The organism is Corynebacterium suedekumii (genome assembly GCF_030252185.1).
GTDB classification, from domain to species: Bacteria; Actinomycetota; Actinomycetes; order Mycobacteriales; family Mycobacteriaceae; genus Corynebacterium; species Corynebacterium suedekumii.
On the sequence record NZ_CP126970.1, the window covers coordinates 1166881 to 1192147 of the forward strand.

At 67.0% G+C, this 25267-nt stretch carries 34 protein-coding genes; 24 read left to right on the forward strand and 10 right to left on the reverse strand.

What is annotated here, in order from left to right:
- Nucleotides 1–14: 14 nt before the first annotated feature.
- Together QP029_RS05810 and QP029_RS05815 are read right to left on the reverse strand one after the other, a co-directional pair.
- Nucleotides 15–1022, reverse strand: coding sequence for an acyl-CoA thioester hydrolase/BAAT C-terminal domain-containing protein (locus tag QP029_RS05810; protein ID WP_284875864.1), 1008 nt, complete (start codon nucleotides 1020–1022; stop codon nucleotides 15–17).
- Nucleotides 1023–1062: 40 nt separating this feature from the next.
- Nucleotides 1063–2106 (reverse strand): alpha/beta hydrolase, encoded by a 1044-nt coding sequence (locus QP029_RS05815; RefSeq protein WP_284875865.1) that lies wholly within the window; start codon nucleotides 2104–2106, stop codon nucleotides 1063–1065.
- A gap of 310 nt (nucleotides 2107–2416) precedes the next feature.
- Between QP029_RS05815 and rpsL the strand changes: the two genes are divergently transcribed.
- The 6 genes from rpsL to QP029_RS05845 all read left to right on the forward strand — a co-directional run bounded on the left by rpsL (nucleotide 2417) and on the right by QP029_RS05845 (nucleotide 8317).
- Nucleotides 2417–2788: a 30S ribosomal protein S12 gene (gene rpsL, locus QP029_RS05820; RefSeq protein ID WP_284875866.1), complete on the forward strand. Its 372-nt coding sequence runs from the start codon at nucleotides 2417–2419 to the stop codon at nucleotides 2786–2788.
- A 3-nt stretch (nucleotides 2789–2791) separates the two neighbouring features.
- Nucleotides 2792–3259: a 30S ribosomal protein S7 gene (rpsG, locus tag QP029_RS05825; protein WP_284875867.1), complete on the forward strand. Its 468-nt coding sequence runs from the start codon at nucleotides 2792–2794 to the stop codon at nucleotides 3257–3259.
- Between the two features lie 242 nt (nucleotides 3260–3501).
- On the forward strand, nucleotides 3502–5625 hold the full coding sequence (gene fusA, locus QP029_RS05830) for an elongation factor G (protein ID WP_284875868.1): 2124 nt from the start codon (nucleotides 3502–3504) through the stop codon (nucleotides 5623–5625).
- Nucleotides 5626–5956: 331 nt separating this feature from the next.
- Nucleotides 5957–7147 carry an elongation factor Tu gene (tuf, locus tag QP029_RS05835; protein ID WP_284875869.1) on the forward strand — a complete coding sequence of 397 codons (1191 nt, stop codon included), beginning with the start codon at nucleotides 5957–5959 and terminating at the stop codon, nucleotides 7145–7147.
- A gap of 76 nt (nucleotides 7148–7223) precedes the next feature.
- Nucleotides 7224–7610 carry an aspartate 1-decarboxylase gene (gene panD, locus QP029_RS05840; protein ID WP_284875870.1) on the forward strand — a complete coding sequence of 129 codons (387 nt, stop codon included), beginning with the start codon at nucleotides 7224–7226 and terminating at the stop codon, nucleotides 7608–7610.
- Nucleotides 7607–8317, forward strand: a complete 711-nt coding sequence (locus QP029_RS05845; protein WP_284875871.1) for a hypothetical protein — start codon at nucleotides 7607–7609, stop codon at nucleotides 8315–8317. Before panD ends, QP029_RS05845 begins: the two co-directional genes overlap by 4 nt.
- On the opposite strand, the gene QP029_RS05850 is transcribed toward QP029_RS05845, so the two are convergent.
- From QP029_RS05850 to QP029_RS05875, 6 genes are read right to left on the reverse strand one after another with little or no spacing between them, the layout of a single operon-like run.
- A complete protein-coding gene (locus tag QP029_RS05850; protein WP_284875872.1) occupies nucleotides 8299–8856 on the reverse strand; it encodes a hypothetical protein in 558 nt (185 codons plus the stop codon). The genes QP029_RS05845 and QP029_RS05850 overlap by 19 nt on opposite strands.
- Nucleotides 8853–9377, reverse strand: a complete 525-nt coding sequence (locus QP029_RS05855; protein WP_284875873.1) for a DUF6286 domain-containing protein — start codon at nucleotides 9375–9377, stop codon at nucleotides 8853–8855. The genes QP029_RS05850 and QP029_RS05855 overlap by 4 nt, the downstream gene beginning before the upstream one ends.
- Nucleotides 9367–9849: an Asp23/Gls24 family envelope stress response protein gene (locus QP029_RS05860; RefSeq protein WP_284875874.1), complete on the reverse strand. Its 483-nt coding sequence runs from the start codon at nucleotides 9847–9849 to the stop codon at nucleotides 9367–9369. The genes QP029_RS05855 and QP029_RS05860 overlap by 11 nt, the downstream gene beginning before the upstream one ends.
- On the reverse strand, nucleotides 9850–10017 hold the full coding sequence (locus QP029_RS05865; RefSeq protein ID WP_284875875.1) for a hypothetical protein: 168 nt from the start codon (nucleotides 10015–10017) through the stop codon (nucleotides 9850–9852).
- Nucleotides 10014–10334, reverse strand: coding sequence for a hypothetical protein (locus QP029_RS05870; RefSeq protein WP_284875876.1), 321 nt, complete (start codon nucleotides 10332–10334; stop codon nucleotides 10014–10016). Before QP029_RS05870 ends, QP029_RS05865 begins: the two co-directional genes overlap by 4 nt.
- Nucleotides 10335–10336: 2 nt before the next feature.
- A complete protein-coding gene (locus tag QP029_RS05875; RefSeq protein WP_284875877.1) occupies nucleotides 10337–10825 on the reverse strand; it encodes an Asp23/Gls24 family envelope stress response protein in 489 nt (162 codons plus the stop codon).
- A 538-nt stretch (nucleotides 10826–11363) separates the two neighbouring features.
- On the opposite strand from QP029_RS05875, the gene rpsJ reads away from it, so the two are divergent.
- The 18 genes from rpsJ to QP029_RS05965 all read left to right on the forward strand — a co-directional run bounded on the left by rpsJ (nucleotide 11364) and on the right by QP029_RS05965 (nucleotide 21939).
- Nucleotides 11364–11669 carry a 30S ribosomal protein S10 gene (gene rpsJ / locus QP029_RS05880; RefSeq protein ID WP_003848085.1) on the forward strand — a complete coding sequence of 102 codons (306 nt, stop codon included), beginning with the start codon at nucleotides 11364–11366 and terminating at the stop codon, nucleotides 11667–11669.
- A gap of 32 nt (nucleotides 11670–11701) precedes the next feature.
- Nucleotides 11702–12358, forward strand: coding sequence for a 50S ribosomal protein L3 (gene rplC / locus QP029_RS05885; RefSeq protein WP_284875878.1), 657 nt, complete (start codon nucleotides 11702–11704; stop codon nucleotides 12356–12358).
- Nucleotides 12355–13008, forward strand: coding sequence for a 50S ribosomal protein L4 (gene rplD, locus QP029_RS05890; RefSeq protein WP_284875879.1), 654 nt, complete (start codon nucleotides 12355–12357; stop codon nucleotides 13006–13008). Before rplC ends, rplD begins: the two co-directional genes overlap by 4 nt.
- Nucleotides 13008–13313: a 50S ribosomal protein L23 gene (gene rplW, locus QP029_RS05895; protein ID WP_284875880.1), complete on the forward strand. Its 306-nt coding sequence runs from the start codon at nucleotides 13008–13010 to the stop codon at nucleotides 13311–13313. Before rplD ends, rplW begins: the two co-directional genes overlap by 1 nt.
- A 24-nt stretch (nucleotides 13314–13337) precedes the next feature.
- Nucleotides 13338–14174, forward strand: coding sequence for a 50S ribosomal protein L2 (rplB, locus tag QP029_RS05900; protein ID WP_284875881.1), 837 nt, complete (start codon nucleotides 13338–13340; stop codon nucleotides 14172–14174).
- Nucleotides 14175–14189: 15 nt separating this feature from the next.
- On the forward strand, nucleotides 14190–14468 hold the full coding sequence (gene rpsS / locus QP029_RS05905; protein WP_284875882.1) for a 30S ribosomal protein S19: 279 nt from the start codon (nucleotides 14190–14192) through the stop codon (nucleotides 14466–14468).
- 2 nt (nucleotides 14469–14470) lie between these two features.
- Nucleotides 14471–14833 carry a 50S ribosomal protein L22 gene (rplV, locus tag QP029_RS05910; RefSeq protein ID WP_284875883.1) on the forward strand — a complete coding sequence of 121 codons (363 nt, stop codon included), beginning with the start codon at nucleotides 14471–14473 and terminating at the stop codon, nucleotides 14831–14833.
- Nucleotides 14833–15588, forward strand: coding sequence for a 30S ribosomal protein S3 (gene rpsC / locus QP029_RS05915; protein ID WP_284875884.1), 756 nt, complete (start codon nucleotides 14833–14835; stop codon nucleotides 15586–15588). Before rplV ends, rpsC begins: the two co-directional genes overlap by 1 nt.
- Before the next feature lie 2 nt (nucleotides 15589–15590).
- The gene (rplP, locus tag QP029_RS05920; RefSeq protein ID WP_284875885.1) at nucleotides 15591–16007 is read left to right on the forward strand and encodes a 50S ribosomal protein L16; all 417 of its coding nucleotides are present in this window, start codon (nucleotides 15591–15593) and stop codon (nucleotides 16005–16007) included.
- Nucleotides 16007–16237 (forward strand): 50S ribosomal protein L29, encoded by a 231-nt coding sequence (gene rpmC, locus QP029_RS05925; protein ID WP_284875886.1) that lies wholly within the window; start codon nucleotides 16007–16009, stop codon nucleotides 16235–16237. Before rplP ends, rpmC begins: the two co-directional genes overlap by 1 nt.
- A 2-nt stretch (nucleotides 16238–16239) precedes the next feature.
- Nucleotides 16240–16521 carry a 30S ribosomal protein S17 gene (rpsQ, locus tag QP029_RS05930; RefSeq protein ID WP_284875887.1) on the forward strand — a complete coding sequence of 94 codons (282 nt, stop codon included), beginning with the start codon at nucleotides 16240–16242 and terminating at the stop codon, nucleotides 16519–16521.
- Between the two features lie 165 nt (nucleotides 16522–16686).
- Complete coding sequence (locus QP029_RS05935; protein WP_284875888.1) at nucleotides 16687–17487, forward strand: MFS transporter; 801 nt, start codon at nucleotides 16687–16689, stop codon at nucleotides 17485–17487.
- Complete coding sequence (locus QP029_RS05940) at nucleotides 17427–18203, forward strand: MFS transporter (RefSeq protein ID WP_284876168.1); 777 nt, start codon at nucleotides 17427–17429, stop codon at nucleotides 18201–18203. The genes QP029_RS05935 and QP029_RS05940 overlap by 61 nt, the downstream gene beginning before the upstream one ends.
- A gap of 122 nt (nucleotides 18204–18325) precedes the next feature.
- Nucleotides 18326–18673 carry an efflux RND transporter periplasmic adaptor subunit gene (locus QP029_RS05945; protein ID WP_284875889.1) on the forward strand — a complete coding sequence of 116 codons (348 nt, stop codon included), beginning with the start codon at nucleotides 18326–18328 and terminating at the stop codon, nucleotides 18671–18673.
- Between the two features lie 33 nt (nucleotides 18674–18706).
- Nucleotides 18707–19372 carry a hypothetical protein gene (locus tag QP029_RS05950; protein ID WP_284875890.1) on the forward strand — a complete coding sequence of 222 codons (666 nt, stop codon included), beginning with the start codon at nucleotides 18707–18709 and terminating at the stop codon, nucleotides 19370–19372.
- 8 nt (nucleotides 19373–19380) lie between these two features.
- On the forward strand, nucleotides 19381–19992 hold the full coding sequence (locus QP029_RS05955; protein ID WP_489886009.1) for an efflux RND transporter periplasmic adaptor subunit: 612 nt from the start codon (nucleotides 19381–19383) through the stop codon (nucleotides 19990–19992).
- On the forward strand, nucleotides 19976–20662 hold the full coding sequence (locus QP029_RS05960) for an ABC transporter ATP-binding protein (RefSeq protein WP_284875891.1): 687 nt from the start codon (nucleotides 19976–19978) through the stop codon (nucleotides 20660–20662). Before QP029_RS05955 ends, QP029_RS05960 begins: the two co-directional genes overlap by 17 nt.
- On the forward strand, nucleotides 20659–21939 hold the full coding sequence (locus QP029_RS05965; RefSeq protein WP_284875892.1) for an ABC transporter permease: 1281 nt from the start codon (nucleotides 20659–20661) through the stop codon (nucleotides 21937–21939). The genes QP029_RS05960 and QP029_RS05965 overlap by 4 nt, the downstream gene beginning before the upstream one ends.
- 5 nt (nucleotides 21940–21944) lie before the next feature.
- Here QP029_RS05965 and QP029_RS05970 read toward each other — a convergent pair whose 3' ends face one another.
- Nucleotides 21945–23537: a GTPase gene (locus QP029_RS05970; protein WP_284875893.1), complete on the reverse strand. Its 1593-nt coding sequence runs from the start codon at nucleotides 23535–23537 to the stop codon at nucleotides 21945–21947.
- Nucleotides 23537–25216: a dynamin family protein gene (locus tag QP029_RS05975; RefSeq protein ID WP_349293724.1), complete on the reverse strand. Its 1680-nt coding sequence runs from the start codon at nucleotides 25214–25216 to the stop codon at nucleotides 23537–23539. Before QP029_RS05975 ends, QP029_RS05970 begins: the two co-directional genes overlap by 1 nt.
- Between the last annotated feature and the right edge of the window lie 51 nt (nucleotides 25217–25267).

A 25267-nucleotide genomic window follows, 5' to 3' on the forward strand; every position in this document is an offset into this window, starting at 1 on the left:
TGGTAAGGAGCGTGTCAGCACCGCGGGTGCCATTGATCCAGGTGCTCGAACAGTAGACGGTCCGACTCCCGGCGGGCCTGACGGTTGGCATCGACGGTGCCGCCGAGCATGACCTCCCAACTCGGGCCGAGCGTGGTGATGTCCTGGTGGAACAGGTGTCCGGCGGCGTCAAAGACGACGGGTTCGAGGTCGGGGTTGCGGTTCGCCAGAGCGCGGGTGGCAACCTCGGACTGCCACATGGTGTCTTCAGTGCCGGCGAACAGCAGACCGTCGCCGGTGAAGCGGGCGATGTCGGTGGCGGCGTCGTCAGGCGCGGTGCTGGCCGCCGCCTCGTAGCTGTCCCGGTAGGAGGTGGGCAACCCGAGGATGAGGCGAGAGAACATGGGGAACGTCACCGAGGGGTCGGCGGTGAATGGCGCGTGGGGAACCGGCTCTCCACGCCAGGTGAAGCTACCGGGCGGCTGTGCGCTGTTGAACGACAGTCCGGCGTAGGTGTACTCGGCCGGGGCATAGAGGACGATGTGGTCGATCTCCGGGTAGCGCACGGCGAGGTTGGCGGTGAGCTCGGCACCCTTGGACGAGCCGATGACGGTCAGTGGACCGGACGCACCATTCGTGTCGCGCCAGTGGAGGATCTCGTCGAAGAAGTCGAGGGGAACCTCCGCAAGCTGGTCACGTTGGCCCGGCTGGCCGAAGAAGTAGAGGGCCAGGACGTCGTGGCCCCGGGCGCTGATCTGGCGGGCCTGGGCGTCAGCGGCGCTGCCCTCGGATCCTCCGAAGATGACGACCGTGCCGGGGCGGGCATCCCCCTCGGCTGGGTAGTGGATACCTCGCAGGTAGTCGCCGTCTACCGGGGCGCCGCCGTGATCGGCGATGACAGCATCGCGGTCGGTGAGGTCGGGGCCGGGAATGGCATATCGGTTGAGGTTATAGGTGCGTACTCCCCACGCCGCGAGGGCGAGGATGACCAGGACGACGAGGGTGAATAACAACAGACGGAGGAGGGCTCTCATTGTGGTCATTTCTCCATGGTGTGAGCTTGTCGCGGCGTCAGGTCAAGTGTTACCGGTCGTGCCAGCGGGCGAGTCGGTCGGTGAGGATGAGGTCGGATTCCTGTTTGGCCAGGCGGTTGCCGTTGACGGTGCCTCCGAGGGTGGTTTTCCAGCCGAGGCCGAGTTCGCTGATGTTCTCGTGGAAGTGGTGTCCGGCACTGTCGAAGATGATGGTCTCGAGGCGGGGGTTGTCACGGGAGAGGGCGTGGGCGGCGGTGTCGGAGGGCCAGGCGGCGTCCATGTCGCGGGCGAAGAGCAGGCCGTCGCCGGCGAAGTGGGTGAGGTCGATGCGGGAGGCGGCGGTGGGGCCGGTGGCGGCCTGTCTGTTCAGGGGAGTGGCGATGTTGAGGGCGCGGGAGGCGGCGGCGCTGGCGGCTTCTTCGTAGCGGGCGCGGTGGGAGACGGGGAGCCCGAGGGTGGTGCGGACCATCATGGGGGCGTAGGTGCCCCAGGAGGTGGTGTAGGGGGCGAAGGGGACGGGTGTGCCGTGCCAGGTGTAGCTGCTGGATTGTGCGCGGTTGTCGTACTGGGCGCCGGCGTAGGTGTATTCGCTGGGGGAGTAGAGGACGATGTGGTCGATTTCGGGGTAGCGGGCGGCGAGGTTGGCGGTGAGTTCGGCGCCTTTGGACGAGCCGAGGACGGTGAGGGGGCCGTCGGCGAGTTGGTGGTCGGTCATCCAGGTGAGGGCTTCGTCGAAGAAGTCGAGGGGGATGGTGGAGAGGCCGGGTTGGCCGAAGTAGTAGAGGGAGAGGACGTCGTAGCCCTGGTCCTGGAGGTGGCGGGCGCGGTGGGGGTCGGTTCCGCCGTCGCGGCCGCCGAAGATGATGACGGCGCCGGGGTGGGGTGTGCCGTGGGCGGAGTAGTGGATACCGCGGAGGTAGTCGCCGTCTACGGGGGAGCCGCCGTATTCGCGGATGATGCCTGCCCGGTGGGTAGGGTCGGGTGTGTCTATGGCGTAGCGGTGGGTGTTGAAGGAGTGGGTGCCCCAGAGGATGAGCGCGATGGCGACGAAGGCCGTGATGAGTGCGCTGATGGCTCTGGCTGACGTCTTCATGTGTTCGGTGTGGACTCTGGGGAGGGTTTTCGCGCCACCTTCATATAAATCACAACGCAATTGTCGTGTGGGCGGGATTTGGGCTCTGTCCACTTCGTCCGGTAGTGTTTCCCGCAGTCCCACGTCTTGACTGTGGGAGCCTGAGGTTCCTCCCGGTAGGCCAGCGAGAGCGGCTGACTGGGTTTCGCACGTTTCAGGACTTGTCGTCCGGGACCGTTCGTCTGAGGGTCAGGCGAGGAAGATTCTCCCCCAAGTTTTCCTGGTCGGTCATGTCCGGCCGGACATACCGATCAACAACGAAAGACGGTTCATGCCTACTATTCAGCAGCTGGTCCGCAAGGGCCGCCACGACAAGGCGTCGAAGGTGTCGACTGCCGCTCTGAAGGGTTCCCCTCAGCGTCGTGGCGTGTGCACCCGTGTGTACACCACCACTCCGAAGAAGCCGAACTCCGCTCTGCGTAAGGTCGCCCGTGTGCGCCTGACCACCGGTATCGAGGTCTCCGCCTACATTCCGGGCGAGGGCCACAACCTGCAGGAGCACTCGATGGTGCTCGTGCGCGGCGGCCGTGTGAAGGACCTTCCGGGTGTCCGTTACAAGATCGTCCGCGGCACCCTCGACACCCAGGGTGTCAAGGACCGCAAGCAGGCCCGTTCCCGCTACGGCGCCAAGAAGGAGAAGTAACCGATGCGTAAGAATGCAGCTCCGAAGCGCCCCGTCGTCAAGGACCCGGTATACAGCTCCGAGGTCGTCACCCAGCTCGTGAACAAGGTTCTGCTGGACGGCAAGAAGTCCACCGCCGAGCGCATCGTCTACGGTGCTCTTGAGACCTGCCGCGAGAAGACCGGTACTGATCCGGTCGGCACCCTGGAGAAGGCTCTGGGCAACATCCGCCCGGACCTGGAGGTCCGTTCCCGTCGTGTCGGTGGCGCCACCTACCAGGTGCCGGTGGAGGTCCGTCCGGGCCGTTCCAACACCCTGGCTCTGCGGTGGCTGGTCACCTTCACCCGTCAGCGTCGTGAGAACACGATGGTCGAGCGTCTGGCCAACGAGATCCTGGATGCGTCCAACGGTCTCGGTGCTTCCGTGAAGCGTCGTGAGGACACCCACAAGATGGCTGAGGCCAACCGCGCCTTCGCTCACTACCGCTGGTAGCACGAATTTCACTCATGGCCCACGCGACCATCGCTTATCGACGCCGCCCCTCCCGCACCACTGCGGGATCCGGTGGCGGTGCGGCGATCGTCGCCTGGGCCATCGGTGTCTGAACGTCGTTGTCTGCCGTAGGCTCTGCCTGTACGGCCGAACAATGGCACTATTGAACGAGAACTATCCACCGACGGCGTTTTATTGGTCACCGGCCAAGGGCGTCGAGATCTACAAGTTGGGGTAAGAACGTGGCACAAGAAGTGCTTAAGGACCTGAACAAGGTCCGCAACATCGGCATCATGGCCCACATCGATGCCGGTAAGACCACCACGACCGAGCGCATCCTCTTCTACACCGGTATCAACCGTAAGGTCGGCGAGACCCACGACGGCGCATCCACCACTGACTGGATGGAGCAGGAGAAGGAGCGTGGCATCACGATCACCTCCGCCGCCGTCACCTGTTTCTGGAAGAACAACCAGATCAACATCATCGACACCCCGGGTCACGTCGACTTCACCGTCGAGGTCGAGCGTTCCCTGCGTGTCCTCGACGGCGCCATCGCCGTCTTCGACGGCAAGGAGGGCGTGGAGCCGCAGTCGGAGCAGGTGTGGCGTCAGGCCACCAAGTACGACGTTCCGCGTATCTGCTTCGTCAACAAGATGGACAAGCTCGGCGCTGACTTCTACTACACCGTCGGCACCATCGTCGACCGTCTCGGCGCCAAGCCGCTGGTCATGCAGCTGCCGATCGGCGCTGAGGATGACTTCGACGGCGTCGTGGACCTCATCGACATGAAGGCCCTGACCTGGCGCGGCAAGACCGAGATCGGTACCGACGCCACCGTCGAGGAGATCCCGGCCGACCTGCAGGAGAAGGCCGAGGAGTACCGCGAGAAGCTGCTCGAGACCGTCGCCGAGTCCGACGAAGAGCTCATGGAGAAGTACTTCGGCGGCGAGGAGCTGACGAAGGAGGAGATCCAGGGCGCGATCCGCAAGATGGTCGTCGCCTCCGAGATCTACCCGGTCTTCTGTGGCACCGCCTACCGCAACAAGGGTGTCCAGCCGCTGCTCGACGCCGCTGTCGCGTACCTGCCGAACCCGCTGGACGTCGGCGAGGTCGAGGGCCATGCCGTGGGCGACGAGAACGAGGTCATCACCCGTAAGCCCTCCATCTCCGAGCCGTTCTCCGCGCTGGCCTTCAAGATCGCCGCGCACCCGTTCTTCGGCAAGCTGACCTTCGTCCGCGTGTACTCCGGCCGCGTTGAGCCGGGTGACTCCGTCACCAACACGACCAAGGGCAAGAAGGAGCGCATCGGCAAGCTGTTCCAGATGCACGCCAACAAGGAGAACCCGGTCGAGGAGGCCCTCGCCGGCAACATCTACGCGTTCATCGGCCTGAAGGACACCACCACCGGTGACACCCTCTGCGCCACCGACGCACCGATCATCCTCGAGTCCATGGACTTCCCGGACCCGGTGATCAAGGTCTCCATCGAGCCGAAGACCAAGTCCGACCAGGAGAAGCTGGGTGTCGCCATCCAGAAGCTCTCCGAGGAGGACCCGACCTTCACCGTCGAGCTCGACGAGGAGTCCGGCCAGACCGTCATCGGCGGCATGGGTGAGCTCCACCTCGACGTCCTCGTCGACCGCATGAAGCGCGAGTACAAGGTCGAGGCCAACGTCGGTGCCCCGCAGGTCGCGTACCGCGAGACCATCCGCAAGCCCGTGGAGAAGCTCGAGTACACCCACAAGAAGCAGACCGGTGGTTCCGGCCAGTTCGCGAAGGTCATCATCTCCCTGGAGCCCTACGCTCCGGCCGAGGATGAGCTGGAGGAGGGCGAGTCGGCACTGTACAAGTTCGACAACGCCGTCACCGGTGGCCGCGTCCCGCGCGAGTACATCCCGTCCGTCGACGCCGGCATCCAGGACGCCATGCAGTACGGCTACCTGGCGGGCTTCCCGCTGGTCAACATCAAGGCCACCCTGCTTGACGGTCAGTACCACGAGGTCGACTCCTCGGAAATGGCCTTCAAGGTCGCCGGTTCCCAGGCGCTGAAGGAGGCTGTCGCCAAGGCGAAGCCGGTCCTGCTCGAGCCGATGATGGCCGTCGAGGTCACCACGCCCGAGGAGTACATGGGTGAGGTCATCGGCGACATCAACTCCCGTCGTGGCCAGGTCAACGCCATGGATGACCGTTCCGGCGCCAAGGTCGTCAAGGCCAAGGTCCCGCTGTCCGAGATGTTCGGCTACGTCGGCGACCTGCGTTCCAAGACCCAGGGCCGTGCGAACTACACGATGATCTTCGACTCCTACGCCGAGGTCCCCTCCTCCGTGTCTGAGTCCATCATCTCCGAGCGCACGGGCAACTAGCCCCTCGTCGGGGACCGTGACCTGACAGCTGACGACGCCCCGTGCCGGCGTCGAGAAGCGGTCACGGTCCCCGCCAACGGCGGGGTAGCGGTCGTGCTGAATGCCCACCCGATGCGGGTGGACGTTGAGCCGGCCGTTACCCTCTCCGTATGATCCACGGATCAGCCGGTCACGGTTTGAAAAAGTGACGGCAGAAACCTAGGATCGTGTAACTGGCACATTGTTAAATCACCATTGCGTCCGGCACCGAATGAGTGTCGCGCCGAATGGTGACTGTCAACCAACGTGGCTGCGAAGGTCGTAGCCACCATGAAGTCCAGGAGGACACACAGTGGCAAAGGCGAAGTTTGAGCGTACGAAGCCCCACGTCAACATCGGCACCATCGGTCACGTTGACCACGGCAAGACCACCACCACCGCCGCCATCACCAAGGTTCTGGCTGACGCGTACCCGGAGCTCAACGAGGCCTTCGCCTTCGACGCCATCGACAAGGCGCCGGAGGAGAAGGAGCGTGGCATCACGATCAACATCTCCCACGTTGAGTACCAGACCGAGAAGCGCCACTACGCGCACGTCGACGCTCCGGGCCACGCCGACTACATCAAGAACATGATCACCGGCGCCGCTCAGATGGACGGTGCCATCCTCGTGGTCGCCGCCACCGACGGCCCGATGCCGCAGACCCGTGAGCACGTCCTCCTGGCCCGCCAGGTCGGCGTCCCCTACATCCTCGTCGCCCTGAACAAGTGCGACATGGTCGACGACGAAGAGATCATCGAGCTCGTCGAGATGGAGGTCCGCGAGCTGCTGGCCGAGCAGGACTACGACGAGGACGCCCCGATCGTCCACATCTCCGCTCTCAAGGCTCTCGAGGGTGACGAGAAGTGGACCAAGCAGATCCTCGAGCTCATGCAGGCCTGCGATGACTCCATCCCGGATCCGGAGCGCGAGACCGACAAGCCGTTCCTGATGCCGATCGAGGACATCTTCACCATCACCGGTCGTGGCACCGTCGTCACCGGCCGTGTCGAGCGTGGCTCCCTCAACGCCAACGAGGATGTCGAGATCATCGGCATCAAGGACAAGTCCACCACCACCACCGTCACCGGTATCGAGATGTTCCGTAAGCTCCTCGACTACACCGAGGCCGGCGACAACTGTGGTCTGCTGCTCCGCGGCATCAAGCGCGAGGACGTCGAGCGCGGCCAGGTCATCATCAAGCCGGGCGCCTACACCCCGCACACCGAGTTCGAGGGTTCCGTCTACGTCCTGTCCAAGGATGAGGGCGGCCGCCACACCCCGTTCTTCGACAACTACCGTCCGCAGTTCTACTTCCGCACCACCGACGTCACCGGTGTCGTGAAGCTGCCGGAGGGCACCGAGATGGTCATGCCGGGCGACAACGTCGACATGTCCGTCACCCTGATCCAGCCGGTCGCCATGGACGAGGGCCTGCGCTTCGCTATCCGCGAGGGCTCCCGCACCGTCGGCGCTGGCCGCGTCACCAAGATCATCAAGTAATCACCTGCTGATCTGCCGAGAAGGCCCGGAGGAATTGTCCTCCGGGCCTTTGTCGTGTGTTTGGTATCTTATGGCAATGCTCCGCACCATTCTCGGCGCCAAGATCCACCGCGCCACCGTCACGCAGGCTGACCTCCACTATGTCGGCTCCATCACGGTCGACGCCGACCTTCTCGACGCCGCCGGCCTCATCGAGGGCGAGAAGGTCGCCGTCGTCGACGTCACCAACGGCGCCCGCCTGGAGACCTACGTCATCACCGGCGACCGCGGGTCCCGCCAGATCTGCATCAACGGCGCCGCCGCCCACCTCATCCACCCGGGAGACGTGGTCATCCTCATCTCCTACCTGCAGGCCACCCTCGAGGAGGCCCGGGTGTACCGGCCGCAGATCGTCCACGTCGACGCCGACAACCGGATCGTCGCCCTGGGCAACGACCCGGCGGAGCCGGTACCGGTACCGTGATCGATCCCACCCGCATCCCCGGTGTCCTCGAGGCGGTGCGCCGCGCGTGGGAGGGCCAGCCCGACCTGTCGCTGCCCACCCTGTTCGGCGTGCTGGCCAACCGCGGCATCGGGTGGGGCTCGACCGACGAGGACCTGCTGGCCGCGCTGGCGGCGATGGAACGGACCCGCCCCGGGACACTCCCGCGTATCGATGACCGCGTCACCGCCCGTTTCCTCCTCCTCACCGAATCCCCCGCCCACCGCGTCACCGTCGACCCGTGGCGGGTCATCGTCCGCAGCACCGGCCTCCAGCCGGTGGCGTGGGAGTACTCGCGGCTCCGGCCGGCCGCGGTGGGGGCGCCGCTGGTCATCGCCGACGCCGACGGCATCGACCACCGCCTCGGCGTCATCAGCTCCATCACCCTGATCGACGGGGACCCCGTCGAGTACGTCGACGACCTCAGCGGGTTAGGGCGGGCGGGACTGGGGGACCGGATGTACCTCGTGCGGCTGGCCGACGACGCGCTGGTCCTCGTCGGCCACCGCCTCCACGTCGTGGTGGCGGGGCGCCGGGAACTGTCGACCGAGGACGCGACGTGGGATGCCCTGGTGGAGTGCCGGCCCGGTGCGGTGTTGCGCATCCGCCGCCCGGCCGGCGCCGGAATCAGGGAGCTCGGGGTGGTCGAGTCGATCCTCGTCGTGGAGGATCAGGCCTCGACGGGGTAGAGGTGGATGCGGTAGACGGTGTCCACGTCGATGCCGGGCACGGCGGCCCGGACGTCCCGTTCGGCGTCCTCGAGGACGGGGCGTAACGCGGGGACATCGACCCCCGGCCGGGCCCGGACCGTCCACGTCATCGTCGGGCGCCCCCACATCTCGCGCACCTGGTGCTGGACGGTGTCCACCCGCGGGTGTCGGCCGATCTCCGCGGCGACCCCCTCGGCGAGCATCGCCAGGTTGATGTCGATGTAGCCGTCAGGACCCGACGCGGGGGAGGACATCCGGCCGATCCGGTAGCGGCGCAGATTGACCGAGATGAGCCACACTCCGATGAGCGCCGACACCGCGAGGATCCCGGCGAGCAGCGCGTCGAACCAGCGCTCCTGCTGTGCTGTCCGCCAGGCGGGGAAGTCGATGAAGTCGGCCAGGCGCTGGGCGGCGGGGACGTCGAGGTAGAGGCCGATGGTCCAGATCCCGCCGAGCAGGAGCAGGAGACCGAGGAGGAACACCATGACGCGGTCGAGGGTGGCGGTGCGCTTCTTCACCGGGACACCTCCCCGGTGTTCACCCGCAGGGTGAGGTCGAGCCCGAGCTCGTCGATGAGCGGGGCGAGGGACGCCGGGACGGACTCGGCCACGTCATCGCGGCCGGAATGTGTGGCGACGGTGACCGTCGCCGACGCGCCCGTCACCTGGCTGTGGGCGGAGGAGACCCCGGGCACCGTGCGGGCGGTGGCGGTGAGCATCCGGGCGATGTCGACCGGGCGCATCCACACGCCAGCGGAGGAGGCGACCCGTCTATGGGTGCGCGTCCGGGGGCGCACGGAGATCCACACCAGGACCAGGGCGACGAGGACGGCCACGACGGCCGCCGGCAGCATCCACGGTTGGAAGGTGGCGTCGCCCACCGTCATGACGACGGGATGCACCCAACTCTCCCAGTCGGAGGCCTCGGCGTTACGCAGCCACAGCTCGCGGCCGCACACCACGGCCAGAGAGAGGAGGGCGGCCCCGATGAGGACGGCGACGTAGCGGGCGACGGGGGTGGCCCGGGGTTCAGCGGACACGGGACCTCCTCGTCGGGGTGACCGTCACCGGCCGCAACGCCACCGGCGGCGCCACGGTGACGGGGCGCAGGGGCTCACCCGGAGGGGCGACCGGGTGGGTGACGCGCAGCGGAGCGACGGTGACCGGTCGCAGGGTCGGGCGGGTGGGGGCGACGGTGGTGACGCGGGGCGCGGCGACCACCGGGCCGGTGACCACGTTGACGGTGGTGACCGTCAGTCCGGTGTACTCCCGGACCCACGTGCTGATCGTCGCGCGGACGGCCTCGGCGACGTCGGTGACGGGGGAGGGCCACGTGACGGCGATGTAGGCCTCGACGCTGCAGGTGCGTGCGGTGTCGTCCACGAGGACGTCGAAACGCGGGTAGGTGCGGCCCGCGATGCGTTCCAGGCTGCGGCCCAGCTCGGTGGTGCCGGGGACGGAGGCGGCCGCGGCGGCGACGATGCGCGCGACGGCGCGGTCGGAGATCCTCATCTAGCCGCGACCTCCCCGACCCAGGTCGACCCGGCCGTCGAGATGCGCCCCGATGACGCCGCCGACGATGCTGAACACCAGGGCGTAGACGAGGCCGGTCCAGCCGCCGAGGATAACGGCGAAGGCCAGGGCCAGGCCGAGGAGGATGCCGGTGCGGGTGTGCTTCATGCTGACTCCCTTGCGGAGGTGGCGTCGGCGAGATGGACGTCAACGGGCAGCCCCGCCGCGGCGGTGGCGGTGAGGGATGCAGTGGTGAGGTCCCGGGCGGCGTCGGCAAGCTCGGTGAGCGGACGTCGAGCGGACAGGTCCACGACGAGGTGGACCTCCACCCGGTCGCCGACCAGCCGGAGACCTGCGACGCGGTGCCGGGGATAGAGCAGGGCGACCTCGCCGAACTGGCCCGGATGCAGGTCGGCGACCCCGGGCAGGCGGCACAGGTCCGCCGCCAGGGTGTCGGCGACGTCGCGGGGGATCGGGTCGGACATGACTACTGCACGCGCGGCGTGTGCTCGAGCGGGGCGGCCGGGGCGGTGTCCTCGTCGTCGCCGCCGAAATCGAGGTGGACGTCATGGACGGTGACGTTGACCTCGGTGACCTCGAGGCCGGTCATCCGCTCGATGGCGGTGATGATGTTGCGGCGGATAGCCTCCGCGAGCTCATGGATGGCCACCCCGTACTCGGCGACGATGGACACGTCGACCGCGGCCTGCCGCTCACCGACCTCCACCGTCACCCCCTGCATGACGTTCGAGGCGGACCCGGCGAAGGACTCCCGGATGGCGCCGACCATGCGGGACGCGCCGCCGCCGAGGGCGTGGACGCCGGAGACCTCCCGGGCGGCGAGGCCGGCGATCTTGCCCACGACGACGTCCTCGATGCGGGTGACACCCCGCGAGGTGGTCGTCGTCGTGGCGGTCCGCTGCTCCGACGGGTGGTCGGCCTCGGGGGTGGAAATGTCCTGGTGCTGATCCGACATGATGTGACTCCTCCAACAGTGACGTGTGCTTCGTGATCCCTATAGTAGGCGGATTGTGTTTCGCGGGGCTGACGTGCTTTAATACATGGGTTGCTTTAACACAGCGGTGCTTCCGGCGCAGGTCGGAAACCCATCGCTGCTGGTGAGGCGAACATGACACCTTCGTCAGACAGTCCTGACCGACTGGCTGGGAAGGCTCCGCAATCGGGTCAAGGTCACCGCTTTCAGGTCGACACACCCGAGCCCGGGGACCGGAGAAGGGGCATGGCAAATAAACAGCGGCAGTACGCAAGGGTCCACGCTTATCGCGAGATAACTGATCCCTTCCGATCTTGATGCACGGGTCTTGTACCCCGTCAGGAGCACTTCCAGAAAGCTGTGGTTTGCCCACGCCCTGGAACCCTCCCGGCCAGTCATGGCAATCAGGAACTGGCGTTGCGCCCTGGCCCCGAGCCCGGACAACGTTATAGAGAAATCGAGAAGCGAATTCCCACCGCTCCTAAAATGTGATGTGGGACTAGCGAGGAAGAGGATAAGCGTGGCCGGACAGAAGATCCGCATTCGGCTTAAGGCCTACGACCACGAGGCGATCGACGCATCCGCGAAGAAGATCGTCGAGACCGTCACCCGTACGGGTGCCCGCGTCGTCGGCCCGGTGCCGTTGCCCACCGAGAAGAACGTGTACGCCGTTATTCGTTCTCCCCACAAGTACAAGGATTCTCGCGAGCACTTCGAGATGCGCACTCACAAGCGCCTGATCGACATCCTCGACCCGACGCCGAAGACGGTTGATGCCCTCATGCGCATCGATCTTCCGGCCAGCGTCGACGTGAACATTCAGTGATCGACGAAATACTTGGCACCGGAGAATAAATAATGAGTGAAAACGAGATCAAGGGAATCCTGGGCACCAAGCTCGGTATGACCCAGGTCTTCGACGAGGACAACCGTGTTATCCCGGTGACCGTCGTCGAGGCCGGGCCGTGCGTGGTCACCCAGATTCGCACCAAGGACACCGATGGCTACACCGCCATCCAGATCGCCTTCGGCGACATCGACCCGCGTAAGGCCAACAAGCCTGCCGCAGGTCACTTCAAGAAGGCCGGCGTTACCCCCCGCCGCCACGTGGCTGAGATTCGCATGGACGATGTCTCCGGCTACGAGGTCGGTCAGGACTTCACCGTGGACATCTTCGAGGGCATCACCTACGTCGACGTCACCGGTACCTCCAAGGGCAAGGGCTTCGCCGGCGGCATGAAGCGCCACGGCTTCGCCGGCCAGGGTGCCGCTCACGGTAACCAGGCCGCCCACCGTCGCGTGGGTGGCATCGGCGCCGCCGCGACCCCGGGCCGCATCTTCAAGGGCAAGCGTATGGCTGGCCGCATGGGTAATGACCGCGTCACCACCCAGAACCTCAAGGTTCAGAAGATTGACGCTGATGCCAACCTGCTGCTCATCAAGGGTGCGATCCCGGGTGCGCGCGGCGGCATCGTCACCGTTAAGACCGCAGTGAAGGGCGGTGCACACGCATGACCAATCTGAAGCTCGACGTCCACACCGCCGAGGGCAAGACCGACGGCCAGGTGGAGCTCCCGGCCGAGATCTTTGACCGCGAGGTGTCCATCGCTCTGATGCACCAGGTGGTCAACGCACAGCTCGCCGGCGCCCGCCAGGGCACCCACTCCACCAAGACCCGCGCCGAGGTGCGTGGCGGCGGCCGCAAGCCGTTCCGCCAGAAGGGCACCGGCCGCGCCCGCCAGGGCTCGATCCGTGCTCCGCACTTCACCGGTGGTGGTATCTCGCACGGCCCGAAGCCGCGCGACTACTCCCAGCGCACCCCCAAGAAGATGAAGGCCGCCGCTCTCTGCGGTGCCCTGACCAACCGTGCCCAGGCTGATCGCATCCACGTGATCACCGAGCTGGTTCCGGGTCAGACCCCGTCGACCAAGTCGGCCCGCGCCTTCTTCGAGCGTCTCACCGACCGACGCAACATCCTGTTCGTCGTCGGCCGCGAGGACCTCAACGCCCGTCGCAGCGCCAACAACCTGCCGGGTGTCCACATCCTGGACGCCGGTCAGCTGAACACCTACGACGTGCTTCACGCCGACGATGTCGTGTTCTCCGTTGAGGCCCTGCATGCCTTCATCAACCGCAACAAGGTTGCGGACCAGGAGGAGAACTAATGGCCAAGATCGCAAACCCGCGCGACATCATCATCGCCCCGGTGGTCTCCGAGAAGTCCTACGGCCTGATGGAGCAGAACGTGTACACGTTCCTCGTCGACCCGGCTTCCAACAAGACCCAGATCAAGATCGCCGTCGAGGAGATCTTCGGCGTCAAGGTCGCTTCCGTCAACACCGCCAACCGTGAGGGCAAGCGCAAGCGCACCCGCACCGGTTACGGTCAGCGCAAGTCGACCAAGCGCGCCTACGTGACCCTCCGTGAGGGCAGCGACTCCATCGACATCTTCGGCGGCTCCGCCGCCTAAGGCGTCGAGAGAAAAGGACACATTATGGCTATTCGTAAGTACAAGCCGACAACCCCGGGTCGCCGCCAGAGCTCCGTCTCCATGTTCGACGAGATCACTCGTTCGACCCCGGAGAAGTCTCTGCTGCGCCCGATCCACAAGACCGGTGGCCGTAACACCCACGGTCACATCACCACCCGTCACAAGGGTGGCGGACACAAGCGTCGCTACCGCGTCATCGACTTCCGTCGCAACGACAAGGACGGCATCCTGGCCAAGGTCGCTCACATCGAGTACGACCCGAACCGGACCGCCAACATCGCGCTGCTCCACTACTACGACGGCGAGAAGCGTTACATCCTCGCCCCGAAGGGCCTGAAGCAGGGCACCATCGTCGAGTCCGGCGCCAACGCCGACATCAAGGTGGGCAACAACCTGCCGCTGCGCAACATCCCGACCGGTACCACCATCCATAACGTGGAGCTGAAGCCGGGCGCCGGCGCCAAGCTCGCCCGTTCCGCCGGTTCGTCCATCCAGCTGCTCGGTAAGGAAGGCACCTACGCGGTCCTGCGTATGCCCTCCACCGAGATCCGCCGCGTGGACATCCGTTGCCGCGCGACCGTCGGTGAGGTCGGCAACGCCGACCAGATCAACATCCGTTGGGGCAAGGCCGGCCGTATGCGCTGGAAGGGCGTTCGCCCTTCCGTCCGTGGTGTCGTCATGAACCCGGTCGACCACCCGCACGGTGGCGGCGAGGGCAAGACCTCGGGTGGTCGCCACCCGGTGTCGCCGTGGGGCCAGAAGGAAGGCCGCACCCGCAACCCGAACCGTTACTCGAACAACATGATCGTGCGTCGCCGCCGGTCCAACAAGAAGCGCTAAGAGGAGGTAAACGATATGCCACGCAGCCTGAAGAAGGGCCCGTTCGTCGACGAGCACCTCCTCAACAAGGTGGACGCTCAGAACGACAAGGGCACCAAGCAGGTCATCAAGACCTGGTCCCGCCGTTCCACCATTCTCCCAGACTTCATCGGTCACACCTTCGCCGTCCACGACGGCCGCAAGCACGTGCCGGTGTTCGTGGACGACTCCATGGTCGGCCACAAGCTCGGTGAGTTCGCACCCACCAAGACCTTCAAGGGTCACGTCAAGGACGACAAGAAGGGACGTCGATAGCGATGAGTGACACCATCACCTCCGCACGCGCGACGGCCAAGTACGTCCGCACCTCCCCGATGAAGGCTCGCCGCGTCCTTGACCTGGTCCGCGGCAAGTCCGTCGCCGAGGCCCTCGCCATCCTGAAGTACGCTCCGCAGGACGCCGCGAAGCCGGTGGCCAAGGTCGTCGCATCCGCGGCCGCCAACGCAGAGAACAACTTCGGCCTGGATCCGCGCACCCTGGTCATCTCCGAGGCTTTCGCCAACGAGGGTCCGACCATGCGTCGTTTCCAGCCGCGCGCACAGGGCCGTGCTTTCCAGATCCGTAAGCGTTCCAGCCACATCACCGTTGTGGTTGAGAGCCAGAAGGAAGGGGCCAAGTAGTGGGCCAGAAGATTCATCCTCACGGCCTCCGGCTGGGCATCACTTCCGACTGGAAGTCCCACTGGTACGCCGAGAAGCAGTACGCCGATTACCTCGCCGAGGACATCAAGATCCGTGAGTTCCTGTCCAAGGGCCTGGATCGCGCCGGCATCGCCGACGTCGTCATCGAGCGCACCCGTGACCGCGTCCGCGTCGACATTCACACCGCCCGCCCGGGCATCGTGATCGGTCGCCGCGGTGCTGAGGCCGACCGCATCCGCCGCGAGCTGGAGAAGCTCACCGGCAAGATGGTCGCCCTCAACATCCTCGAGGTCAAGAACATCGACGCCAACGCAGCTCTGGTGGCTCAGTCCATCGCCGAGCAGCTGGTCAACCGTGTCGCGTTCCGTCGCGCCATGCGTAAGGCCATCCAGTCCGCCATGCGCCAGCCGCAGGTCAAGGGCATCAAGGTCGTGTGCTCCGGTCGTCTCGGCGGTGCCGAGATGTCCCGCACCGAGCGCTACCACGAGGGTCGCGTTCCGCTGCACACCCTGCGCGCCGAGATCGACTACGGCACCCACGAGGCCCACACCACCTTCGGACGCATCGGCGTCAAGGTGTGGATCTACAAGGGTGACGTCGTCGGCGGTCGTCGCGAGTCCGAGATCAACGCCCCGGCCGAGCGCCGTGGCCGCGGTGACCGCAACGAGCGTGGCGGTCGTCCGCGCCGTGGCGGTGCCCGTCGCCAGCGCGCCGAGCAGAAGCAGGAGGGCTAAGAATGCTTATCCCCAAGCGCGTGAAGTACCGTCGCCAGCACCGTCCGCACCGCTCGGGCGTGTCCAAGGGCGGCAACCGCATCACCTTCGGTGACTACGGCATCCAGGCTCTCGAGCCGGCCTACATCACCAACCGTCAGATCGAGTCCGCACGTATCGCCATCAACCGCCACGTCAAGCGTGGTGGCAAGGTGTGGATCAACATCTTCCCGGATCGTCCGCTGACCCAGAAGCCGCTCGGCGTGCGTATGGGTTCCGGTAAGGGCCCGGTCGAGAAGTGGGTCGCCAACGTCAAGCCGGGTCGCGTTCTCTTCGAGATGAGCTACCCCGACGAGGCCACCGCCCTCGAGGCTCTGCGCCGCGCCGGCCAGAAGCTGCCCTGCAAGGTCCGCATCATCAAGAAGGAGGACCAGTTCTAATGGCAACCGGTACCCCTGCTTTCGAGTACCGCGAGCTCGACGCCGCTGAGCTCGAGACTCGCCTGACCGAGGCCAAGGAAGAGCTGTTCAACCTGCGCTTCCAGCTCGCCACCGGTCAGCTGACCAACAACCGCCGCCTTCGCACGGTCAAGCGCGACATCGCCCGCATCTACACCGTTATCCGCGAGCGTGAGCTGGGCCTGTCCGTCGTCCCGGGAGCTGAGGCTTAATCATGAGTGAGGCAACTGTGAACGACAAGAAGGAGAAGGGCGCCCGCAAGGTCCGCACCGGCTACGTGGTTTCTGACAAGATGCAGAAGACCATCGTGGTCGAGCTGGAGGACCGTAAGCAGCACGCTCTCTACGGCAAGACCATCCGCTCCAACTCCAAGGTCAAGGCCCACGATGAGAACGGGGAAGCCGGCGTCGGCGACCGCGTCCGCATCGAGGAGACCCGTCCGCTGTCCAAGGACAAGCACTACCGACTCCTGGAGATCGTGGAGAAGGCCAAGTAGGAGCTCTCTTAACGACGCCCAGCGTCCCCGGCCCCGCCACAACCCCCGAGGTTGTGTGCGGGGCCGCGGTGATTCCCGAACCTCATGTGAACCTGACAATGTCCTAGTAATATGACGTGAACCACATCCCCCGTCCCCTCAACCCCTAGGATGTCCATGTCCTTCATGTCTCGGAGCGCCATCATCGCTCCCAAGGAATTCAACCGGTGGCTGATCCCACCGGCAGCGCTGGCGATCCACCTGTCCATCGGACAGGTCTACGCCTTCAGTGTGTTCAAGCTCCCCCTCATGGATCATTTCGACGTCCGAGAGGTCGCCGTCGGCTGGATCTTCTCGCTCGCCATCGGCATGCTCGGCCTGTCCTCCGCCATCGCCGGCACCTGGGTGGAGCGGGTGGGTCCCCGAGTCTCCATGGCCACCTCCGGCGCCTTCTGGGTGGTGGGTTTCTTCGTGGCCACCCTGGGCATCTACACCGGCCAGCTGTGGCTGGTCTATGTCGGCTACGGCCTCATCGGCGGTATCGGACTGGGCATCGGCTACATCTCGCCCGTGTCCACACTGATGAAGTGGTTCCCGGACCGCCCGGGCCTGGCCACGGGCCTCGCCATCATGGGCTTCGGTGGCGGTGCGCTCATCGCCAGCCCCGCCTCCAACTCGCTCATGGCCTTCTTCGGCGGGGGTTCCGAGACGTCCGAGCTGGCCAACGGTCTGCCGCAGACGTTCCTCACCCTCGCCATTCTCTACCTGGTCGTCATCGCCCTCGGTGCCTACGCCATCCGGTTGCCGCACCCGGACTGGCGGCCGAAGGGTACGACCACACGAAGGCCGTGGACAAGCTCATGCAGACCAAGGGCAGCGTCTCCGCCGACCGGGCGATCCGGACGCCGCAGTTCTGGCTGCTGTGGGTGGTCCTGTTCACCAACGTCACCGCCGGTATCGGCATCCTGGAGAATGCCGCCCCGATGATCAGCGACTACTTCCCGCACATCGCGGCGGGTGCGGCGGCCGGCTTCGTCGGTCTGCTGTCGCTGACCAACATGGGTGGCCGCTTCGTCTGGTCGACGGTGTCCGACTGGATCGGCCGCAAGAACATCTACATGATCTACCTGGGTGTGGGCCTGCTCATGTATCTGACGATCGCCACCCTCGGTGCCTCGTCGATGGTCGTCTTCGTTCTCGCGGCGCTGGTCATCCTGTCGTTCTACGGTGGCGGCTTCGCCACCATCCCGGCGTACCTGCGTGACATGTTCGGTGTCTACCAGGTCGGTGCGATCCATGGTCGGCTGCTCACCGCTTGGTCGGCGGCCGGTATCGCTGGTCCGCTCATCGTCAACATGGTCGTCGAGTCACAGGCCTCCCGTGGTCTCGAGGGGCAGGATCTCTACCAGCTCAGCCTCTACATCATGGCGGGTGTGCTGGCCGTCGGTTTCATCGCCAACTTCCTCATCCGCCCGGTGGCCGAGAAGAACTTCGTGGACCCAGCGATCGTCGAGGCGAAGATCGAGGCGGACCGGCAGGCCGTCCTCGACGCGGAGGCGGAGGCCAAGGAGGCCGGGAAGACCGGCGGCAACTCCGGCGGCGTCCATGCCACGGTGTCCATGATTCTCGCCCTGTTCATCGGAGCGAGCCTCGCCTTCGGTCTGTTCCAGACCGCGGTGAAGGCGGCGGGGCTGTTCATGTAGCGACCGTCGTCTCCCGGTACCCCTCACCCGGTGGGTGAGGGGTCATCTGATTCCGCAGCGTCTCAGTATTCGTTCAGTTAGTTGGGGGCTTAGCCTGAGAAATCTTATGTAGCTTCAGCCGTATGGACGACAGACAGGCGACAGCGACCCCCGTATTCCGCAGGCGAAGGATCCTCATCCCGGCTGCGATCGGAGGCGTGGCCGCGCTCGTCGCCGCCGGATACCTCCTCACCCCGGCGGGGCCGGCGACGACGGTATCCGCCGACGACTACCGGGTGGTCAACCGGGACGACGTGGTCAGCCGCGTCATGGTCAGCGGTACCGTCGCCCCGCAACGCAGTGTCACCCTCTCTACCCATCTCAGCGGACCGGTGGACAGGCTGAACGTCAAGGTGGGGGACCATGTCAACGCGGAGCAGATCCTGGCCACCATCGACGTCTCGGCTCAGGAGCGTGAGCTGGACACCTAGCGCGCCCAGCAGGCGACCGGGGACGCCAGTGCGGTGTCCCAGCTGGAGCAGGCACAGCAGCAGTACCAGCAGTACAAGGACGGTCTCGACCAGGGGCTCAACCAGCAGGTGATCAGCGCTGAAGCCGCCCTCCGGACGGCCGACGGGCAGTACACCGAGGCGCAGGCGACCTTTGAGGCGAAGACCCGGGAACGCGCCACCGGATCCGAGGCGCAGATCAGGGAGCAGGGTACCGCCGTGGAGAATTCCCGCACCCAGGTCGTCTCCGCCGCCCTCGAGGCCCTGCGCAGCGGAGTGACCGCCGTGGACACCCTCGCCGGATCCGAACCGGAGGCTGGACAGCCCGGGCCGGCGGCGGAGAACGGCGCCGGGGCGGCAGGGGCGGTGATCGGCACGGCCGATTCCGTCAACCGCCTGCACGGCGCCGCTCAGACCCTCACCCAGAGTCAGCAGTCCTATGAGGCGACGCTGGAGAAGGTGGACCAGGACCTGGCCGCCCAGCAGCGTGCCGTGGGCAGGCATTCGAGGCGCGGAAGGAGGCGGCCATCGCCCTCGAAGCGGCGCGGCTGGCGGCGAATCAGCAGCTGGCCACCCACGCCAGCGCCGTCGACCAGGCCTACCGCAGTGCCCAGGCGGCGCAGTCGGCCTCTGCCCAGGGCAGCAGCCAGCTGCAGGTCGACATCGCCGCCCGTGATGTGAGGACCCCGATGAGCGGGATCGTCACGTCGGTCGCGGCGGAGGAGGGAAAACCGGCGGCAGGAACGCTGCTCACGGTCGCGGACGAGGGAGCGCTGCTCGTCCGCACCGAGGTCAAGGAGATCGACGTCCCGCAGATCACGGTGGGTGACACCGTCACCGTCACCACCCCGACCACCGGGGATCGTGAGTACCGGGGAACCGTGCGGTTCGTCTCCCCGGTGGCCTCACCGGGACCGGCGGCCGGCGAGGAGCAGCCGAAGGACCCCGGCAGCCGGAGGGCGACGTTCCCGGTGGAGATCGAGATCACCGGGCCCGTCGACGGCCTGCGGATCGGTGGTACGGCCAAGGCCCGGATCATCACCGACCGGGAGACCGGGGTGCTGGCCGTGACCCGTGACGCGGTCCTCGGGGACAACGGGGTCTCTTACGCCCTCGTCCTCGCCGAGCAGGACGGGGAGCATCAGGTGCAGCGACGCCAGGTGCGCCTCGGCGCTGCCAACGACATCGACGTCGCCGTCGTCGACGGTGAGCTCGCGGACGGCGACCGGGTGATCACCCAGCCGTCGGAGTTCCAGGAGTTCGAGGGACAGGACGTGGCGGTCGATGACGCACGTGATTGAGATGCGCGGCGTCGTCAAGCGGTACAACACCGGAACCCCCGCCGAGCTGACGGTGCTGCACGGCTGCGACTTCCACACCGACGCGGGGGAGTTCGTGTCCGTGGTGGGCACCTCCGGCTCCGGCAAATCGACGCTCATGAACATCATCGGACTGCTCGACCGGCCCACGGCGGGCACGTACACCTTCAACGGCACCGACGTCCTGTCGGTCGGCGACGACGAACTGGCCCGCCACCGCAGCCGCAACATCGGCTTCATCTTCCAGAACTTCAACCTCATCGGGCGTATCGACGCCGTCCGCAACGTCGCCATGCCCATGATGTACGCCGGGGTGCCCGCCCGGGAACGCCACACCCGGGCCCGGGACCTGCTGGAGATGGTCGGCATGGCCGACCGCATGGACCATCTGCCCAACGAGCTCTCCGGCGGACAGAAACAGCGCGTCGCCATCGCCCGCGCCCTGGCCAACGACCCGGACCTGCTGCTGGCCGATGAACCGACCGGCGCCCTCGACTCCGCCACCGGGCGCATGGTCATGGACCTGTTCCACGAACTCAACCGGGACCACGGCAAGACCATCGTCTTCATCACCCACAACCCGGAGCTGGCCGCCGAGACCACCCGCGTGGTCACCATGGTCGACGGGGTCATCGACGGGAGTGCACCGTGAGCCTGAGAGAATCCGTCGGCCTGGCCCTGACCAGCCTGCGCGCGAACACGATGCGCTCCCTGCTGACCCTGCTGGGGGTGATCATCGGCATCGCCTCCGTGATCACCATCCTCACCCTGGGGCAGTCCCTCAAGTCCCAGACCGCCGCGAGCCTGGAACAGGCCGGCGCCAGCGACTACACCGTCCAGGTCCAGGCCCGCCCCGACCCCGGGACCCCGGAGAGCGAGGCCGCGGGACCTCCTGTGGCGGACGTGATCAAAGATCCGGACGACCGCATCTCGGCGGAGATGATCGACCAGCTCTCTGCGACTTTCGGGGACCGGATCACGGATGTGTCGGTGGGGGACTCCTCCTACGTCTCGGGGACCATGACCGCAGGCGGCCGGACCCACGCCACCACTCTCAAAGGCGTCAACCCCGACCATCTGACCCTGAAGAACATCACCCTGGCCCAGGGCAGGGCACTCAGCGACGACGACGTGCAGGGGGACCGGTCCGTGGCGGTCATCTCCCCGGCCGCGGTCACGGAACTCTTCGGCGGGGACGCCCGCTCCGCCCTCGGGCAGGAGATCGAGTTCGAGGGGGACCAGGGGTTCACCTCCCTCGTGGTCGTCGGCGTCTACGCCGACGAGACCGGCGGGGGGATCATGTCCGGCGGGCCGGCCCCCTCGACGCTCTACGTCCCCTACCCGGTGGAACAACGGGTCGCGGAGAGCACCGGAACCTGGGACAGCGTCACCGTCCGGGTCGACGCCGCCGACAGCGCGTCCGGATCGGTCCGACAGGACCTGCAGAGGTTCGTCGACCGGTGGTACTCCGACAACCCCGACTACCGGGCGGTGATCACCGACATGAAGAAGGAGCTCGAGCAGTTCTCCACCATGCTCTCGTCGATGAGCATCGGGCTCTCCGCCATCGGCAGCATCTCGCTGCTCGTCGGCGGCATCGGGGTCATGAACATCATGCTCATCACCGTCACGGAACGGACCCGGGAGATCGGCGTCCGCAAGGCGTTGGGCGCCACCCGGCGTGACATCCGAACCCAGTTCGTGGTGGAGTCGATGATCGTGTGTCTGATCGGCGGGCTCGTCGGCATCGTGCTCGGTGGTGCCTTCGGCATGATCGGCTCGACGCTGCTGGGCGCCCTGGTGTTCCCGCCCCTCGGCGGAGTCCTGGTCGCCCTGGTCTTCTCCCTGGCCATCGGCCTGTTCTTCGGCTACTACCCGGCGAACAAGGCGGCCCGCCTCGACCCGATCGAGGCGCTGCGCTACGAATAGGCCCCTCAGCGACCTGCCGCGACGTGGATCTTCTCCAGGAAACGGGCGTAGCGGGAGCGGATCTCCGCGAGCGGCTCGACCACCTCGGCGGCGGAGATCTCCGCGACCTCCTTCCGTAGCGCACGCCGGGTGCGACGTTTCACCCCGTTGCCGATGGCCAGGCCGAACACCCCGGTGAACAGGCCCAGCAGGATGCCGAGCAACAATCCGCCGAGGATGAGCAGGGTAGGGATGGGCCAGCCCTCGATCTCGGGGATGATGTCGTCCATGAGCGGGTACAGCGCGCCGGGCAGGAACGCGGCCAGCAGATACCAGGCCACACCGACCAACGCCGCGAGCAGGGCGAGCCACTGGATGACGGTGAACAGGCCCCAGGCGCCTGACGGCTGGGCGGGCAGTGTCGTGCGGGCGGCGGCCCGGTCGAGTTCCTCGGGCAGCTCGTCGACGATGGTCTCGGTCCGGTCGACGACCGCGCCGGCCCACCGGTCGGGCAGACCCTCGGCGACGTCGGCGGCGTAGCCCCGCACACCCCGGTTGGCCACCGCACGCCCGGAGGCGTCCAGCGCCGGGAGGGAGGAGCGGTGGACGCCGGTCTCATCGGCCTCCTCGCGCAGGCCGAGGCGTCGCAACGGGTCGGCGCGCAGGCGCAGCATCCAGGAGGTGAGCAGCCACCCGGTCTTCTGGCCGAGGCGTTTGCGGTAGGCGGCGGCGGTGACGGTGGCGAGGCGGTCGGCGCCGGCGGCGTCGGCAAGCAGCTCGTCCATCCGGCGTTTCGCGGAGGCGGGCACCTCCTTGAGGGGCTTCTGCCCGGCCCAGGGGGCGGTGACGGTGGCCAGGTCGGCCTCGATGCGGGCGGTCTGGGCGGTGTGGGCGGCGGCGACCCGGGCGATGGCGCGGCGCAGGTCCTCGACGCCGTCACCGGTCTTCGCGGAGGTGGGGATAACGGAGACCTTCTTCAGGCCGTCCTCGCGCAGCAGCTGTTCGAGGGAACCGGCGACGGCCTTCCGGTCGGGCTCGCTGAGCTTGTCGGACTTGTTGAGCACCGCCAGGGTCACCGCGCTGTGCGAGGCGTGGGGGCGGATGAAGTGGTCGTGGATGATCGAGTCGGCGTACTTCTCCGGGTCGGTGACCCACACCAGGACGTCGACCTGGCCGGCCAACCGGGTCGCGATCTCCCGGTGCACCGGCTCGACCGAGTCGAAGTCCGGCAGGTCGAGGAGGATGAGTGGACCGGCCTTCGGGGCGAACTCCCCGGGGCGGTTGCGGCGGTCCTCCACCTCGAGCCAGTTGAGCAGCTCCTCGGAACCCACCGGGTCCCACACCGCGGCCAGCGGGGAGGAGGTGGTCGGACGGCGGGCGGCCGTCCTGCCCAGATCCTCGCCGACGACGGCGTTGAACAGGGAGGTCTTGCCCGATCCGGTGGCGCCGAAGAAGCCGACGACGGTGTGCTCGGCGGACAGTTCACGGCGTTCGCCGGCGGCGTCGGCGACGCGCGTGAGCGCGGCGTGTTCGGCGGGGGAGAGGTACTCGGCGCCGAGGGCGGCGGCGTCGTCAAGCGCGGAGAGGCGCTCGGACAGGGAATGCTTGCGTCCGAACATCAGGCACCCGCCTGGGCGCGGACGTCACGTTCCGCGGTCTCGGCGGCGGCGATGAGCTCGGCGGACGTCGTGCCGCGCAGCAGCTCGTCGGTGACCGGGAGGAACCGGGCCCGTTCGGTGGCCATGAGCTCGGCGATGCGGACGTCGAGGTCCTCGCGCGCCTGCTGGGCCATGCGACGGACGGCGTCCTCACCGAAGATGGTCTCCAGCAGCTTCTGGCCCACCACGGCGGACCCGCCCGCGATGGCGATCTCGCCGCCGGTCAGCCCCGCGGTGGAGGCGAAGACGACGAGCATGAGCGCGACGGTGATGACGTTGAGCCCGAAGGACATGATCCGGGCCTTCATCCGCTTGTCACCGGCGGTGTTCTGGATCGTCTCCACGAGCCCGGCCTGCCACTGCCGGACCAGCTCGGCGGCGCGCTCCTCGATGTGCGGACTCGCGGACGCCAGCGCCGGATCCGACTGGGCGCGCAGCTCCGGGGCGGCCGATCCGAGATGGGACCACGTGCGGGTGGCGGCGGTCTCGGCGGCATCGACGACGACGGCGTGGAGGCCGGCCTCGATCTCCGTCTCCACCTCGCGGACCGGGGCGGGCCGACCGGTGAAGAAACTGCCGATCCGGTCGACGGCCAGGGAGTACCAGCGCTCGATGGTGCGGAACGCGTCCGAGGTGCCCACGAAGTCCTGCCAGCGCTGCAGCACCTCCTGGCGGAGCAGGTTGCCGTCGCTCGTGGCGTCGATGACCTGCTCGCGGGCGCGCTCGTAGTTTGCGTCGATGACCTCGGTGAGCTGGCCGCCGAACTCCTCCTGCCGGCGGCGCAGATCCGCGAGCCGGTCCACCCGGTCGCCGAGGCTGGTGAGCGCGCCGAGCACGGTCTTCCCGGCCATGGCGCGGCGGGCGGCGGTGTCCTCGGCCAGGGAGTGCAGGTGATCCCGGATCGGCTGGACGAGGTTGTCCGGCAGCAGGGTCTCCACCTGGCCGGCGTCAGGGACCGTGTACAGGGTGGCCTCGCCGAGCCCGGCCTCCGCCATCATCCGGCGCAGGTCATCCGGCACGGTGGCCAGGGCGTCCTCGTCGACGCGATTGAGCACGACGATGACCTCGATGTCCCGGCCGGCGGCGTCATTGAGGAAGTTCCACACCATCTGGTCCGCGTAGCGCGCCGGGGTGGTGACGAACACCCACAGATCCGCCGCCGCCAGCAGCTGGGAGGCCAGCGCCCGGTTGCGGTCGTCGATGGAGTCGAAGTCGGGGGCGTCGAGCAGCGCCAGACCCGGGCTCACCGCCCCGGAGGCGACGGTGCGCAGGGACGTCGCCGAGGGATTCGCCCCCGCCTCACCCTGCTCCCGCGCCAGGCCGGGCAGCACCCGGGTGGAGTTGAACCACGCCGAGTCCGCCGGGTTAGCCACCAGCACCGGCTGCCGGGTGGTCGGCCGGATCACACCCGAGGTGGTCACCTGCTGGCCCACGATCGCGTTGACCAGCGTCGACTTGCCACTGCCCGTCGAGCCACCCACGACGGCCAGGAGCGGGGCGTCGATGTTGGCCAGGCGCGGCAGGATGTAGTCGTCGATCTGGGCGACCAGCGCCCCGGCTTCCACCCGGGCGGATTCGTCTGTGGAGAATTCGGTGCCGGCCAGCGCATCACGCAGACCGGTCACGGACTCCAGTGTCATCTCAGTCACCACATCATTGTGGCAGATGAACACACATGCGCGGTGCCGATC

Bases quoted from the DNA above. Each gene is read 5' to 3' on its own strand.
- rpsQ (WP_284875887.1), top strand. From the start codon at position 16,240: ATGAGTGAGGCAACTGTGAACGACAAGAAGGAGAAGGGCGCCCGCAAG.
- rpsG (WP_284875867.1), top strand. From the start codon at position 2,792: ATGCGTAAGAATGCAGCTCCGAAGCGCCCCGTCGTCAAGGACCCGGTA.
- rpsL (WP_284875866.1), top strand. From the start codon at position 2,417: ATGCCTACTATTCAGCAGCTGGTCCGCAAGGGCCGCCACGACAAGGCG.
- rplC (WP_284875878.1), top strand. From the start codon at position 11,702: ATGAGTGAAAACGAGATCAAGGGAATCCTGGGCACCAAGCTCGGTATG.
- QP029_RS05875 (WP_284875877.1), bottom strand. From the start codon at position 10,825: ATGTCGGATCAGCACCAGGACATTTCCACCCCCGAGGCCGACCACCCG.
- QP029_RS05970 (WP_284875893.1), bottom strand. From the start codon at position 23,537: ATGTTCGGACGCAAGCATTCCCTGTCCGAGCGCCTCTCCGCGCTTGAC.
- QP029_RS05960 (WP_284875891.1), top strand. From the start codon at position 19,976: ATGACGCACGTGATTGAGATGCGCGGCGTCGTCAAGCGGTACAACACC.
- QP029_RS05975 (WP_349293724.1), bottom strand. From the start codon at position 25,216: ATGACACTGGAGTCCGTGACCGGTCTGCGTGATGCGCTGGCCGGCACC.
- QP029_RS05935 (WP_284875888.1), top strand. From the start codon at position 16,687: ATGTCTCGGAGCGCCATCATCGCTCCCAAGGAATTCAACCGGTGGCTG.
- QP029_RS05955 (WP_489886009.1), top strand. From the start codon at position 19,381: ATGAGCGGGATCGTCACGTCGGTCGCGGCGGAGGAGGGAAAACCGGCG.
- panD (WP_284875870.1), top strand. From the start codon at position 7,224: ATGCTCCGCACCATTCTCGGCGCCAAGATCCACCGCGCCACCGTCACG.
- rplP (WP_284875885.1), top strand. From the start codon at position 15,591: ATGCTTATCCCCAAGCGCGTGAAGTACCGTCGCCAGCACCGTCCGCAC.
- QP029_RS05945 (WP_284875889.1), top strand. From the start codon at position 18,326: ATGGACGACAGACAGGCGACAGCGACCCCCGTATTCCGCAGGCGAAGG.
- rpsS (WP_284875882.1), top strand. From the start codon at position 14,190: ATGCCACGCAGCCTGAAGAAGGGCCCGTTCGTCGACGAGCACCTCCTC.
- QP029_RS05810 (WP_284875864.1), bottom strand. From the start codon at position 1,022: ATGACCACAATGAGAGCCCTCCTCCGTCTGTTGTTATTCACCCTCGTC.
- QP029_RS05815 (WP_284875865.1), bottom strand. From the start codon at position 2,106: ATGAAGACGTCAGCCAGAGCCATCAGCGCACTCATCACGGCCTTCGTC.
- rpmC (WP_284875886.1), top strand. From the start codon at position 16,007: ATGGCAACCGGTACCCCTGCTTTCGAGTACCGCGAGCTCGACGCCGCT.
- rplD (WP_284875879.1), top strand. From the start codon at position 12,355: ATGACCAATCTGAAGCTCGACGTCCACACCGCCGAGGGCAAGACCGAC.
- QP029_RS05865 (WP_284875875.1), bottom strand. From the start codon at position 10,017: ATGAAGCACACCCGCACCGGCATCCTCCTCGGCCTGGCCCTGGCCTTC.
- rplW (WP_284875880.1), top strand. From the start codon at position 13,008: ATGGCCAAGATCGCAAACCCGCGCGACATCATCATCGCCCCGGTGGTC.
- rplV (WP_284875883.1), top strand. From the start codon at position 14,471: ATGAGTGACACCATCACCTCCGCACGCGCGACGGCCAAGTACGTCCGC.
- QP029_RS05870 (WP_284875876.1), bottom strand. From the start codon at position 10,334: ATGTCCGACCCGATCCCCCGCGACGTCGCCGACACCCTGGCGGCGGAC.
- QP029_RS05860 (WP_284875874.1), bottom strand. From the start codon at position 9,849: ATGAGGATCTCCGACCGCGCCGTCGCGCGCATCGTCGCCGCCGCGGCC.
- rplB (WP_284875881.1), top strand. From the start codon at position 13,338: ATGGCTATTCGTAAGTACAAGCCGACAACCCCGGGTCGCCGCCAGAGC.